7 protein-coding genes and 1 pseudogene are annotated in these 15,133 nt (G+C 37.7%); 3 read left to right on the forward strand and 5 right to left on the reverse strand.

What is annotated here, in order from left to right:
* Window positions 1–560: 560 nt before the first annotated feature.
* Window positions 561–1,955, reverse strand: a complete 1,395-nt coding sequence (locus tag D1092_RS01825) for a TrkH family potassium uptake protein (RefSeq protein ID WP_120121927.1) — start codon at window positions 1,953–1,955, stop codon at window positions 561–563.
* A gap of 325 nt (window positions 1,956–2,280) precedes the next feature.
* Here D1092_RS01825 and trxB point away from each other — a divergent pair, with 325 nt between their 5' ends.
* Both trxB and D1092_RS01835 read left to right on the forward strand, forming a co-directional pair.
* Complete coding sequence (gene trxB / locus D1092_RS01830; RefSeq protein ID WP_120121928.1) at window positions 2,281–3,237, forward strand: thioredoxin-disulfide reductase; 957 nt, start codon at window positions 2,281–2,283, stop codon at window positions 3,235–3,237.
* A 40-nt stretch (window positions 3,238–3,277) separates the two neighbouring features.
* Window positions 3,278–4,183, forward strand: a complete 906-nt coding sequence (locus tag D1092_RS01835) for a LysR family transcriptional regulator (protein WP_120121929.1) — start codon at window positions 3,278–3,280, stop codon at window positions 4,181–4,183.
* 1,693 nt (window positions 4,184–5,876) lie between these two features.
* Here D1092_RS01835 and D1092_RS01840 read toward each other — a convergent pair.
* The 3 genes from D1092_RS01840 to carB form a co-directional block, all read right to left on the reverse strand.
* Window positions 5,877–7,079: a pyridoxal phosphate-dependent aminotransferase gene (locus tag D1092_RS01840; RefSeq protein WP_120121931.1), complete on the reverse strand. Its 1,203-nt coding sequence runs from the start codon at window positions 7,077–7,079 to the stop codon at window positions 5,877–5,879.
* A 316-nt stretch (window positions 7,080–7,395) separates the two neighbouring features.
* Window positions 7,396–7,605 (reverse strand): cold-shock protein, encoded by a 210-nt coding sequence (locus tag D1092_RS01845; RefSeq protein ID WP_120121932.1) that lies wholly within the window; start codon window positions 7,603–7,605, stop codon window positions 7,396–7,398.
* A 259-nt stretch (window positions 7,606–7,864) separates the two neighbouring features.
* Window positions 7,865–11,350 carry a carbamoyl-phosphate synthase large subunit gene (carB, locus tag D1092_RS01850; RefSeq protein ID WP_120121933.1) on the reverse strand — a complete coding sequence of 1,162 codons (3,486 nt, stop codon included), beginning with the start codon at window positions 11,348–11,350 and terminating at the stop codon, window positions 7,865–7,867.
* A gap of 708 nt (window positions 11,351–12,058) precedes the next feature.
* Between carB and D1092_RS01855 the strand changes: the two are divergent.
* A pseudogene (locus D1092_RS01855) lies at window positions 12,059–12,608 on the forward strand (methylated-DNA--[protein]-cysteine S-methyltransferase).
* On the opposite strand, the gene D1092_RS01860 reads toward D1092_RS01855, so the two are convergent.
* Window positions 12,595–14,916, reverse strand: coding sequence for an ATP-binding protein (locus D1092_RS01860; RefSeq protein WP_120121934.1), 2,322 nt, complete (start codon window positions 14,914–14,916; stop codon window positions 12,595–12,597). The pseudogene D1092_RS01855 and the gene D1092_RS01860 overlap by 14 nt on opposite strands.
* Window positions 14,917–15,133: the final 217 nt, after the last annotated feature.

A 15,133-nucleotide genomic window follows, 5' to 3' on the forward strand; every position in this document is an offset into this window, starting at 1 on the left:
GAGATTTTTATACATTGTCTGAAATGTAAGCTGTTGCAACATTGATAGAAAGAAAATAACATGGTGATATTAATTTATGTCTTTTTTGTGGTGCCGATTTTCACCTTATTATTTAAATGAAAGTAATAATACCCATTTTGTACTTTTTATAAGGGCTGCCGTGAAATGGGGGTGATGAGTACCATGGGGTATTTTTTGTAATACGCTAGTAAATTGATAATAAATGGTATTTTGTTTTTTATAAGGCTATAACTTATTGGAGAAAAACATTTTTATCATCAAATATCCATATTTTTGCATGAGCGATTATTCGTAAAAAGGATGTTCTATGGAGCCGTTTTATTTGATAAAGAAGCTCAAGAATGTAATGTAAAGTGCTATACGTTATGGCTTTGGAAGCTGTTGACACTTAAATTTTTTTCAGAAATATTTTTATATTAATCATTTATATGATATTTTGGATTTTAGGAAATCTTCCGATTGAAGATTATTCTGCATATTGTTCACGCCTTTTTATTTTGTCAATTTTTTTATCATAGTAGAATAAAGTACTCTATACATTAGAATTGTTCACGCCAGAAAGCGGGAATAAAAAGGACGAATATCGTTATGATTTCAAGGCGTCCAGCTAACATTAGAAAACTTAAAATCCATAAAGCATTATCGTTGATTGTAGAAAAATTCCCAACGGGACCAATAATATCTCCAAAGCCTGGGCCAACATTTGAAAGTGCTGTTAAGACTCCTGTAAAGGCTGAGGTAAAATCAAGACCGGTTGTAAGCAAAAGTGCAGTGCCAATAACAAGGCAGAACATATAAAGACAGACAAAAAACAAAACGGCTTGAGCAACATCGTTTGATATATTTGAGTGATCGTAGCGCGCTTTTACAACAACATTAGGAGAAAGAAGTTTTTCTATATTTGTTTGTGTAATACGCCAAAGAATAATGAGGCGATTGATTTTCATGCCACCAGAAGTAGAACCAGCACACCCGCCTGTAAAAGAAACAATTAAGAAAATTCCAAGAGCAAAGGGCCCCCAAAGTTGATAATCTTCAGCGCTGTAACCTGTGGTGCTAATAATGGATGAAAGATGAAAAATAACATCAAGAAAGATCAAGTGGAAAGCGCGATGATCATGAAACCGTAGCCAGGCTGCTAAAGCAAAGCTGAAAAGGATAACGATATGGAGAAAAACAATCACTTGTGGGTCAAGAAAACGTTTTGAGTGTCCAGGAAGGATTAATTTAACATAAAGTACGAAGGGTAAAGCAGAAAGCAACATAAAGATTGTTGAAGTAATTAAGATGGCTGGTGTATCAGAAAAATAGCCAAAAGAAGCATCATGCGTTGAAAAACCAGCAGTTGCGACTGTACTCATTGCATGGTTAATGGCATCAAATAAATTCATGCCCGCAGCAAAATAAGAAAGCATACAAGCCAATGTGAGTCCGACATAAGCGATGATAATTCCGTTAGCAATTTGATTGATACGAGGCAATATTTTTTCAGATTTATCAGATGATTCCATATGAAAAAGCCGCACGCCACCCACACGTAGTGAAGGCAAAAGCAAAAGGGCTAAACCGATAAAACCGATGCCTCCAATCCAGCATATGAGAGAGCGCCATAACAAAATACTTCGCGATAAATGATCAAGACCAGAAAGGACCGTGGAGCCTGTTGTTGTAATTCCCGAGACCGATTCAAAAATGGCTCCCGCTAGAGAAATGGGAAGAGAGGAAAGATAAAGAGGCAAAGCACCTACAATGCTTCCTGTAAGCCAAAGACAAACAGTGAGCATAAAGCCAAGTCGTGCTGAAAAACGACAAGTAGCCCCTTTCGTTGCTAAAAGAATCAGCGTTGCTAACATGGTGGTTATGGCACAAGAATAGAGAAAGATTATCCAATTACGGTTATTGTCATGCAAATCCACCAAAATTGGCAAAAGCATTGCTCCTCCCATGATCAACGCAAAACGTGCACAGACATTGATAATAAACTGAAAAATGACCGTTCCCTATCTTTGTATCTCTTTTTATTATGGTTTTGTGCTCATAAGAATTTACGTCTTTTTCTTTATAGGATAAAGATTAACCTTAACATTAGTATGCCTTGATGAATGATAACTAGACCTTTTCATAAAACTTGAAAAGAGGTACATATAACATAATTGAGCCTATTGAAAAATATTTTTTTAAAGACTTACATTCCGTTGGAATTTATTAGAATTATTAAGTTGTAAAATAATTAAATTGTAAAAAAATAAAGGGAATTTAATGGGAAACTCGCGTATTCGTCTGCTGATTATTGGTTCAGGTCCGGCTGGTTATACAGCGGCGGTTTATGCGGCAAGAGCAATGCTCCAGCCGGTTTTAGTGACAGGTTTGCAGCAGGGGGGGCAATTGACAATCACAACGGATGTAGAAAATTATCCAGGTTTTGCTGCCCCTATACAAGGACCATGGTTGATGGAACAAATGGCAAAACAAGCTGAGAATATGGGGACAAAAATTGTCTATGATACGATTACAAAGGCAGATTTATTGAATTATCCTTTCGTTTTATATGGGGATTCAGGAACACAATATTCTTGTGATTCACTGATTATTGCAACAGGAGCCCAAGCACGCTGGCTTGGTTTAGAAAGTGAACAAACCTTTATGGGTGGTGGTGTTTCTGCTTGCGCTACATGTGATGGCTTTTTTTATCGAGGTAAGGATGTTATTGTTGTAGGGGGAGGAAATACGGCCGTTGAAGAGGCCCTTTATTTATCGCATATAGCAAAAAGTGTAAGCGTGGTTCATCGGCGAGAACAGTTTCGGGCAGAGAAAATTTTGCAAGATAGGTTACTTGCTTGTAATAACGTACGTGTTTTTTGGGATCATGTGGTCGAAGAAATTGTGGGGCTCCCAGCTCAGGGGAGAAAGGGGGCTGTTGTAACAGGGGCACGTTTGAAAAATGTTAAAACAGGTCATGAGATGAAAGTGGAAGCAGAGGGAATATTTATTGCCATTGGGCATGATCCTGCGGTTTCTCTGTTTGAAGGGCAACTGAAACAAAAACGAGGCGGCTATTTATGGACAGAACCGGATTCAACAGCAACAAGTATTGCTGGTGTTTTTGCAGCAGGGGATGTAACAGATGAAACATTCCGCCAAGCTGTAACGGCCGCAGGGAGGGGATGTATGGCAGCATTGGAAGCTGAACGGTTTTTAGATATGCTTAAGCGTTAATAATTCATTGAGAATTAAAAAACATAGGGTAGGATTAGTTTTGGCGCCATCATTGGATTGGGATAAATTAAGAGTTTTTCACGCAGCAGCAGAAGCGGGATCTTTTACGCATGCTGCTCAAAAGCTTCATTTATCTCAATCAGCAGTTTCCCGACAGGTATCGGCTTTAGAACAAGAGGTTGGGGTATCTTTATTCCTGCGTCATGCGCGTGGTTTGATTCTTACAGAACAGGGAAAAACTCTTTATCGTACTGCTCATGATGTTTTGATGAAACTTGAAAGTGTACGTTTGCAATTAAGTGAAAGCTATGCAAAACCAACGGGGCATTTACGTGTGACATCGACCTTTGGAATGGGGGCTGGGTGGATTGCAGAGCGTATGCCAGAATTTCTTAGTCTTTATCCTGATATGCAGGTTCAGCTTTTACTTTCTGATGAAGAGCTTGATTTGACAATGTGTCATGCAGATTGTGCTGTTCGCCTCCATCAACCCCAACAACCAGATCTTATACAAAGAAAACTCTTTACAATTCATATGCATGTTTATGCTTCAGAAAAATATATTGCAAATTATGGAAAACCAGAAAAATTGTCTGAGCTCGATGAACATCGTATTATTTCATTCGGTGAACCTGTTCCTCCTTATTTGTCTGGTTTAAATTGGTTGGAAAAGGCCGGTAGAAGTGATGGATCATTGCGTGTTTCAGTCTTACAAATCAACAATATCATTTCAATAAAGAATGCGCTTATGCGTGATCTTGGGATTGCTGTGCTGCCTGATTATATCGTCAATAATGATGAGCGCTTGGTACGTCTTTTCCCTGATATGGTTGATATTCCTTCTTTTGATACTTTTTTTTGTTATCCTTATAATTTAAAGAACTTGGCAAGGTTGAATGCTTTTCGGGATTATATTTTTTTAAAAGCGCGTCAGTGGTCTTTTTAATATTCATGCCTTAATTTATAAGCAGCAATTAATTGTTTTTCACCTTAAGCCTCTCCATAATATTCGTTTGTTTCAAATTTTTCCACATTGAATCAATAAAATCATTCGTTGCATGATGCTGTAAGTATACAACTTATCGATTTATAATAATATCGCCTTATTCATATTGAATTAGAAGCCTGAGACCTTAAGCTTCTTTCGTTCCAAGCCTATTTATATCGAATCAATCAACCCATTTACATTTACAAGCACATCACAAGCGGGGGAGACATGTGGATAAAAATTGTACAAAAAAACACATACCTCTTTTGAATTGTTTCAAGTACCAAGGGCTGTCGAAATATTTAGGGCTGGTAAAGTGTTGTGTAATAGTGGCGGTTTATTCTTTCACAAGTGCGAAGATAGAGGGATTTAATGGCTTTATCGTTATAATATTCACACGGCGCTATCGCGAGATGGGGGATGAGGCTTTTGAGAGATGTCTCTTTAAAATAAGTGTACCTGTTATCCCACAATGTTTTTTTCTATTAGAGGTTGTGGTTACTTTGCTGAGAGCTGTATGTCAAAGTATATGAAAAAAATAAACTTGGAGCTTGTTTGCATGGGTTTCACTCTAGTTTACGGGGTTAGCTTTCTGAAACAATCGACCCCTCTGGTTTCTCAAACTATTTTAGGTCATACGATAGAAGGCGTTTTTGTGGATAAATTTTTTTACAAAAAGGGATAAAACATCTTTTATAAATGCGTTCAAATGTGAAGGCTATTTAACATTAAAAATTGGACAATCATATGAGGATGACCTCTTCCTATTTAATTAAAGAGATACAGGATTAAAAAAAATAAAGCTATGTGTTTATTGCATAGCAGATACGCTTAAGTCTTTATTGTGCTTCTACTTATAAAATGACATAGAATACTATCTCTTGATTATGTTGCCTCCCATTGCATTTTCTTGAGTGTTCCCTTACGAAGATCTGTCAGATTGATTTTATCTCTGAGGATTTTCTAAATTTGCCGGACATTTGTCCGGCTTTTTTTTTATTCCTAAAAGAGCGTTTAAAAATTGCGATTCATGAGCAGACAGATAAGAGAAAACTTCAAAACTTATGAATATCCAACAAATTTTTTAAGTATATTAAAGCTCAACGAGGAGTTTAAGAGAGGTTTATTCTATTGTACCATAAAAATACTGTCTTTAGGGTCGTGATATAAAGCATGTAAAATTTTATACATGAAGTGTTTTTTTTATGAGAGTATGAGGATGAATATTAAGGGCTTGTTCATAAAACCTATAAAGTTAATCAAGTGGTTAATAGCGAAAACTTAAGAGAAATTGAATTATTTACACAACGGAGAGGATAGATTCTTCTTCATTTTCTGGCGAAAAGAAAGCTGAGAAATAGAAAAGATTTCATTATATAGGGCGCGTTATGTTGAAGAGTATGAGGCCTTTTGTTATGAATTGGATAGAAAAAGCTAACCAGTTTTTTCATCTCTCATGACAATAGATTGATTTATTTATTTGATCGCTGAATTTTTTTGATTTTTATCTGCAGCTTCTATTTTTTTTGTTATGTTTATTCATAAACATTTTTTCTGAATCGATAGACTTTGTCCTTAATATAGCTTTCAATATTTTATTGGATAGACTTATATTTGGCAAAAACTCTCACAAGAGATGATGTTAAAAATTTTAAATTAAACTATTACAAAAACGTTGGATACGTGTACAAGCTTCTTCAAGTAATTTTTCTGATATTGCATAGGAAATACGAAAAGCTGATCCAAGCCCAAAAGCAGACCCTTGGACGACAGCAACAGCTTCTGTTTCTAGAAGCGCTATAGCAAAGTCTTCATCATTCCTAATACATTGGCCGTTTGGCATTTTCTTGCCAATAAGTTCTGCGCAAGAAGGATAAACATAAAAAGCACCTTCAGGTGTTGGACAATGAATACCAGGCGTTTGGTTTAGCATGGAAACAACGAGATCACGGCGTGCTTGAAAAATACTTTTATTTTTAGTTATAAAGTCTTGAGGTCCATTGAGTGCTTCAACAGCAGCCCATTGTGAAATAACACTCGTGCCAGATGTTTGCTGACCTTGAATAATATCCATCGCTTTAATGAGTTCTTGTGGTCCCCCTGCATAACCGATTCTCCAGCCCGTCATCGCATAGGCTTTGGAAACACCATTCATTGTGAGTGTACGCTCATAAAGCGCTGGTTCTACTTGAGCGGGAGTTACAAAGGTAAAACCTTCATATGTGAGATGTTCATAGATATCATCGGAAAGGACAAAGACATGAGGATATTTTACTAAAACATCTGTGAGTTTTTTCAATTCATGATATGTATAAGCAGCCCCTGATGGATTTGAAGGAGAGTTGAAGATGAACCATTTTGTTTTGGGGGTAATGGCCGCTTCGAGCTCTTGTGGTTGAAGTTTATAAGAAAATTCAGCTTTTGTTTCTAAAAAGACAGGCGTACCATCGTTAAGTGCGACCATTTCTGGATAACTCACCCAATAAGGGGAGGGAATGATGACTTCATCTCCTTTATTCAAAGTTGCCATCAATGCATTAAAGAGAATTTGTTTTCCACCGGTCCCAACAATAATTTGTTCTGGTTGATAAAGAAGGTTATTTTCTCTTTTAAACTTTGCAGAAATAGCTTGGCGCAATTCTGGAATTCCAGATATAGGAGGGTATTTTGTTTCTCCCCTTCGAATAGCTTCAATGGCCGCGTTTTTGATGTTGTCTGGGGTATCAAAGTCTGGTTCTCCAGCACTTAAAGCAATAACATCGCGCCCTAATGTTTTTAAGTGACGCGCTTTTTGAGAAGCAGCAATTGTTGCAGAAGGTTTGATACGAGACAGCTTGTCGGCAATAAAAGCCATAATTTAAAATCCTCATATTATATCAATAAATGATCATTTCTTTAAGAGTATTCTATAAGAGATTATATTGTATGCAATAAAAAACTTCTAAAATACTCTGATATGGTTTTTTATATTATTATTTTTTGAGAATTTTGACAGAAATTCTTCTCTTAAGAATTATAAAAGTATTAGAGGGAGGATAATCTTGATAAATTGTGCAAAATAGATAAGCAGAATTTTCTTTTATCGAGATCAATTTTGCTTTACACAAAATAAAAAAAATCTTCGTCGTTATAGACGAAGATTTTTAAACGAAATATTGAGAATTTAAACTTTAAAGAGCTGTAAGGTTACCAGCAGCGAATTTTCCCGAACGACGATCTTGAAGAACATCATAAGAAATTTTTTGCCCTTCATTAAGATTAGTGAGACCAGAACGCTCAACGGCGGAAATGTGTACAAATACATCTGCACTGCCATCACTAGGCTGAATGAATCCGAAACCTTTTGTTGTATTAAACCACTTAACTGTTCCTGTAGACATAGGAAACTCCTTGAGATATATAATTATATTGTATACTGAAGCTATAATTCTCCAATACGGTTGTAGATCGAAATTAGGTGGGAGAAGTTTCGTCAAAAGTGCAGAACGCACAGGAAAGAAAGTCACGTAACCGAAAATTCGATAGAACTCATATAAAAGCCTTTAGCATAAAAAGCAAGCTTTAATTGCTATTTTTTATACAAAGAAAAAATCAAGAAAGAGTATCAAAAAGCGTAAGCTTTTCCACATAGCAATAAATTTAGCTGAAATAACTTTGCAGGGAACGTACTTCAAGGCGCTTTTTTTTGAGTGCTTTGATCGCTTCTACGACAGCTTCGGCTCCCGCTATCGTTGTATAATAGGGGACATTTTGCATGAGTGCTGCGTAGCGTAATGATTTGGAATCTGAGATAGCACTCGGCGTACTGGTTGTATTAAAAATCAATTGAATTTGGCGATTACGAATAGCATCTTCAATATGCGGGTGACCTTCCAGAACTTTGTTGACTTTTTTTGACTCAATATGATGTTCAGTGAGAAATTTTTGTGTTCCACTTGTGGCAACAACAGAAAAGCCAAGCTCTGTTAAACGTTTTACAGGATTTAAGATACGTTTTTTGTCTTCATCTCTTACAGAAACGAATAAAGTTCCCTCCTTAGGGAGTTTTACACCAGCTCCAAGTTGTGCTTTAGCAAAAGCAAGTGCAAATTCATAATCAAGTCCCATAACTTCACCAGTTGAGCGCATTTCTGGACCAAGAAGTGTATCAACACCTGAAAAGCGGGCAAAAGGAAACACGGCTTCCTTGACGGCAATATGTTGTTTTTTCTGTGAAGAAGGTAATCCACCATAAGCTTGGAGAGCATTGTGCAGTGTTTCTCCTGCCATAATACGTGCAGCCATTTTAGCAATAGGGCGACCAATTGTTTTTGCAACAAATGGAACTGTCCGTGAAGCTCGGGGGTTGACTTCTAAGACATAAATAGTGTCATCTTTTATGGCATATTGTACATTCATTAAGCCACGAACATGAAGTGCTTGTGCTAATGCTTTTGTTTGGCGCTCTAATTCAGCGACGATGCTCTGTGAGAGCGTATGGACTGGTAAAGAACACGCTGAATCACCGGAGTGGATTCCTGCTTCTTCAATATGTTCCATAATTCCCACGATCAGTGTTTCTTTGCCATCACACAGACAATCAACGTCTACTTCAATGGCTTCTGTTAGATAAGTGTCAAAGAGAAGCGGATTTTTACCAAGCAGTATATTGATTTGTCCTGTTTTATCGTTGGGATAACGAGCTTTAATATCTTCTGGAATTAATTCAGGCACACTTTCAAGTAAATAATTTTGCAAGCTTCGCTCGTCACGGATAATTTGCATAGCACGCCCTCCCAAAACATAAGAGGGACGTACAACCAATGGGAATCCTAGTTCATGGGCAATGAGGCGTGCTTGTTCGATAGAGTGGGCAATTCCATTTTTAGGTTGTGTTAAGTTAAGTTTAAATAACAGTTTTTGAAAGCGATCTCTATCTTCTGCTAAATCGATGGCGTCAGGTGAAGTCCCTAAGATGGGAATATTGTGTTTTTCGAGAGCGCTTGCTAATTTCAATGGTGTTTGTCCGCCAAATTGCACGATGACTCCAACGAGATCGCCTTTTTCCTGTTCGGCTTCTAAAATAGCGATAACATCTTCTGCTGTTAAAGATTCGAAGTAAAGACGATCAGAGGTATCATAGTCAGTTGAAACGGTTTCAGGATTGCAGTTAATCATAATGGCTTCAAAGCCTGCATCACGAAGGGCAAAAGCGGCGTGGCAGCAACAATAATCAAATTCAATTCCTTGTCCAATGCGGTTTGGACCACCACCTAAGATAGCAATTTTCTTGCGTTCAGAAATTTGTGCTTCTGAATGCTCTATACCGGCAAAGGGAACTTCGTATGTTGAATACATATAGGCTGTAGGAGAAGAAAATTCAGCAGCACAAGTGTCAATCCGTTTAAAGACTTGTTTAACATTTAGTGATTTTCGTAAAGCGGCGATATCATCGGGTTCTTTTCCGGTAAGGGTGGCCAATCGCGCATCTGAAAACCCCATAGCTTTTAACATACGTAAATTATCTTGATCTTGAGGGAGCCCATGGATGCGGATACGCTGCTCCATTTCAATGATGGAGGCTATTTGTTCTAAAAACCACGGATCAATTTTGCTGATTTGGTGGATTTCATTTAAGGGTAAGCCTGCGCGCATAGCTTCAGCAATATAGCGTAGACGGTCAGGACTTGGTATAGCAATGGCTGAGCGTATAGAACTTTTTTCATCACCTTCAGCATGTTCTGGGATGATAATTTCATCAAGACCAGTAAGACCAGTTTCAAGTCCACGGAGAGCTTTTTGTAATGATTCTTGAAAAGTACGTCCAATGGCCATGACCTCTCCTACAGATTTCATCGCAGTCGTGAGGACAGGTGATGCCCCAGGAAATTTTTCGAAAGCAAAGCGAGGAATTTTTGTCACGATATAGTCAATAGAAGGCTCAAATGATGCTGGTATCGCACCACCTGTGATATCATTTTTCAATTCATCAAGGGTATAGCCAACGGCTAGTTTTGCGGCTATCTTGGCAATGGGAAAACCCGTTGCTTTTGAAGCAAGTGCTGAAGAGCGAGAAACGCGTGGATTCATTTCAATAACAATGAGACGCCCATTTTCAGGATTAACAGCAAACTGTACATTAGATCCTCCCGTTTCAACACCAATTTCACGCAAGACCGCAATCGAAGCATTGCGCATACATTGATATTCCTTATCGGTTAAGGTGAGAGCGGGTGCTACAGTGATCGAATCACCGGTATGAATACCCATCGGATCAATGTTTTCAATAGAACAAACAATGATACAGTTATCGTTCTTATCACGAACAACTTCCATCTCATATTCTTTCCACCCTAAAACACTTTCTTCAATTAAGACTTCTGTTGTAGGAGAAGCTTCAAGCCCTCGTTCAATAATTTCATAAAATTCAGAGCGATTATACGCAATTCCACCCCCAGTTCCACCAAGGGTAAATGAAGGACGAATAATAGCTGGAAGCCCCACAACATCAAGCGCCTGAACTGCTTTTGCTGTTGCATGGGCGATATAATGCTGTTTGCGATCAGCTTCGGTATGTCGCCAGTTGCGTTCAAGTTCTTCGAGGGCTTTTTCAAGGGCAGCACCAGAAAGTTTTTCTTTAAGTTCAGCTCGCGTTTTTGCATGTTGTTGGCGATTTTCTTCTTTCAGTTCTGTAGCATTGGCTAACATAGACCGTGGTGTTTCCAAACCGATTTTTGCCATCGCTTGGCGGAATAAAGCACGGTCTTCCGCTTTATCAATCGCTTCGGCATTGGCCCCTATCATTTCAACATGATAGCGGTCTAAAATTCCCATACGTTTTAATGATAAAGCAGTATTGAGAGCTGTTTGTCCTCCCATGGTGGGCAAAAGGGCATCGGGACGCTCACGAGCAATAATTTTAGCAACAATCTCAGGTGTAATAGGCTCTATATAAGTTGCATCAGCGAGATCTGGATCTGTCATAATCGTGGCGGGATTAGAATTGACCAAAATAACGCGGTAGCCTTCTTCTTTTAATGCTTTACAGGCTTGTGTACCTGAATAGTCAAATTCACATGCCTGACCAATGATAATAGGTCCTGCTCCGATGATAAGAATAGATTTTATATCTGTGCGTTTGGGCATGGCTTTTTCCTATGACAAATATCCGTACACGATTGTGGCAAGAAAAATATTTAAGTTTTGAGGTTACAATCATTTTATAAGTTAAGTGACAAAGAAAGTAAGCTCTAAAATGCCTTTTCCATGCTTTTTTTTCATGAAATTGAAAATAAATTCCTTTTTTGGGTTAAATAAGCTCATCAGTATATCAAAAGGATAACTTTTTATAAGAAAATAAGAGTGTCCAGAAAAATGAGAATATTCAAGCATTCGTTGGGAGTAAAACATAAACCATTATGCTTTGATGAAGTTTCGTAAAATGAAATGAGAAGTTTATCTTTTTGTTTTGTAAAACACTCCTGTTTAGAGCCGTGATATAGAGTGTGAAAATTACACATGAGGTATTTTTTGTTAGAGTATGTAACAAAATTCAATCTAGGATTTGTCAGGAGAGTTTATGAAGTGAACTATATTGAAGTGTTTGACACTGAAAACTGTGAGAAAAAAGCTGTTTCATTTAAAGGTCGGCTCTGGTTGCATTTCTGGTTCTTTAGGGGAAGAAGAAAGCCAATCTCTATCTGTTTTCAGATCATAAAATAGTGAGAGTGTATTTTAATACCATAATGAAGAAGATAATTTCAGGATAATCATATTTGATTTTAAAAGATAGTAATAAATATTCTCCCTTTATAGGCTATGTTAAAAACTTTTTAAAATATAGAGAAAGTTAAAATGCTGAATATTTCGCAAAAGAAAATATTCTGTCTAAAAGATGTATCCATAGGAAAACTTTTGGTGGCTAAAACTCTAAAGGGGATTTGTTATACTGCGTTAGGAGATACCACAGAGCAATTATTACAGGAGTTTACGGTACGCTTTGGTGACGACGTACAACAAGTTATGGGTGACAATGCATTTAAGAAAGAGGTTGCGCATATTATAGCCATGATAGAAACGCCTAAGTTGGCAAAAAAAATATAATTTTCCCTTAGATATAAATGGTACAGTTTTTCAACGACAAGTATGGACACGATTATGTAAAGTGGCCTGTGGTGAAACAATTTCATATGAGGAATTAGCATGCCGTGTGGGGATGCCAAATGCTATTCGTGCAGTTGCGAATGCGTGTGCACGTAATGAATTGGCCATCATTATTCCTTGTCATCGTGTTGTACGTAAAAATGGTTTTATTTCAGGGTATCGTTGGGGCGTTAAACGGAAACAGATTTTGTTACAACGGGAACAAACAGAAGAAATTAAAAACAAATTTAATTTTGGGTGATGGGCATTATAATCGTTACCGTTGTTCCTTTCATTTCTTTTGAAGTAATTTCAAGTTTTCCTTTGTGTAGTTCTAATAAGGAGCGTGAAATGGCTAATCCAAGACCTGAGCCCGTATGGGATTTCGTAAGCTGATTTTCAACTTGTTCAAAAGGTTGCCCAAGTTTTTTGATGGCAGATTGCGGAATACCAACACCTGTATCGGTAATTTTAAAAATAAGATTATCTTTTTTCTTGAAAGCGCAAACATCAATATTTCCACCAGAAGGTGTAAATTTAACAGCATTAGAGATGAGATTAAGGAAAATCTGTTTCATGGCACGCCCATCAACTTCAGCATGAAGTTCTGGGGTGATATTTGTTGTAACAGCAATATTTTTTTCTTGAGCCTGTGGTGTAAGTGTTCGTACTGCTTCACTAATGATGGGCTCAAGATCAGTATTTTTACAATCAAGCGTAAATCTTCCGGCTTCGATTTTTGACATATCAAGGATATCATTGATAAGAGTTAGAAGATGGGTTCCTGAATTGTAAATATCATGCATATATTCCTTATAGCGCTGTGAACCAAGGGGGCCAAAAGTCGATTGTAACATGATATCTGAAAAGCCGAGAATAGCGTTCAGAGGTGTGCGCAATTCATGAGACATATTGGCTAAAAATTCTGATTTAGCCTTATTCGCACTTTCTGCACGCTCTTTTTCTGCTTTCAGACTTTTATTCAGTTTTTCCACTTCTGTTGCACGTTGTTGAGCACTCCCTCTAGTGCGTTTGAGTTCTTGAATAAAAGAAAAAAGACGCCTTTCACTGTCTTCAAATTTTTCCTGTTGTTGTTTAAGTTCAGAAATATCAGTACCAATACAAACCAATCCTCCGTCTTGGGTTCGCCGTTCATTAATTTTAAGCCAATAACCATCTGCCGTTTGGCGAATACTGGTTAAATTACCGGTACCATCATCTTTGAGAGGATATTCACTAAGCGCAGGGCGCGCCATGGCTTCGACGGTTGCACGTTGGATCCCTGATTGTAGAATTTGTTTAGGAATAGCAGCATATTCGCAAAATTTGCTATTGGACATGACTAAACGTCCCTCAGCATCCCACAAGACAAAAGATTCTGAAATATTTTCAATCGCGTCACGGATACGAAGATCAGCTTGCGCTGTTTGTTCAGCCAATTGTTTCTGTTCACTAATGTCGAAGGAAATACCAACCAAATGGGGTTCTTCTTCTTCAGTAACTTCGGCGCGAAGTCGCATCCATACATAATGGCCATCAGCATGCCGCATGGGAACATTGATATCGATATGCTTTTTTTTGCCTCCCATTAATTCTTGAGCAAGGTTAAAAAAATTAGCATCATTGGGATTGATAATGGCGCTAATTTGAGAAATGGAGAGCAATGCATCTTGAGGGACATAGCCAAGCATTTCATACATCGCTCGTGACCAATAGACGCGTCCACTTGCCATATTCCAATCCCATAATCCACAACGCCCACGCATCATTGCCATATCAATACGGTTTTGAGTTTTTTCAGAAATAAGATCTATCTTACGTGCTCGTAAAAGTTGATTATAATAAGCATAAAGAAGGGCAAGAATAATACCGCTTGTTCCAACGAAGAGGGTTACATTTAGCGAAAAAAATTTGCGCCATTCCGTAGCACTATCTTGCACCTTTTCGCTAACGAATACACCATATTGCTTATTTTTTGTTTGATGAAATGAAGCAAGAGCAGGGGTATCCTTGCCTATTGTAATTTTTATAACTCCAGCCTGTTGTCCAAGAGATTGTAAAGCAATGCGCTCAGAGATAAAATCTTGCAAAGACTTTCCTAAGACGATCTCTGAACCGGACGAAGCCAAGACGTTGCCTTTTTGATCAACAATGGCGATTAAAGTGTTGGGATTAATAAGATCTTGATTGCGAAAAATGGTGAGGATATTTTGCAAATGATCATGAGAAAGGGCAGAGACTTTTCCTTTCTGGGAAATAACCAATAAGTCACGATCAATAGTATTGGTAATATGAGATGCTAAGAGAGCAAGGGTAGAACGCGTGCTTTTATCAATTGTATTGCGCCAATCATAGATTGATACAAAACGAATGACTGCAAGAACAATAAGAAATGCGACAATAACAAATGGAAGTGAGCGTCGTAACCAAGGTTCAATAGAGAGAAGCTTTTGATAAGCAGAGCCATAAAGCAGATGAATACGCTTCGTTTGCGCTTTATGACTTTGAGCGCTCGGTTTTGAATCAGCATATATTTCCGTTGGCGCATTATATGCGTCCAATTTAGTCATCTCTTGTTCCTTTAATTCCGGAATGATATGATTTTAAAACTGCTTCGATCTTCATGAGTAAACCCCATCAAGCGCAGTGAATCAAAACGCGAGTCTTCTGTCCAGTCTTTTTTTAAAAAAAAGTATTTTACTTTTATGGATGTGGAATATGAAAAGGAAAAAGTTTTTTGAAACATAACCGATAAACAGGTTTTGATTGCCTGTTTATCGGTTTAAT

The sequence above is a fragment of the Bartonella krasnovii genome (genome assembly GCF_003606345.3).
Lineage (GTDB): Bacteria > Pseudomonadota > Alphaproteobacteria > Rhizobiales > Rhizobiaceae > Bartonella > Bartonella krasnovii.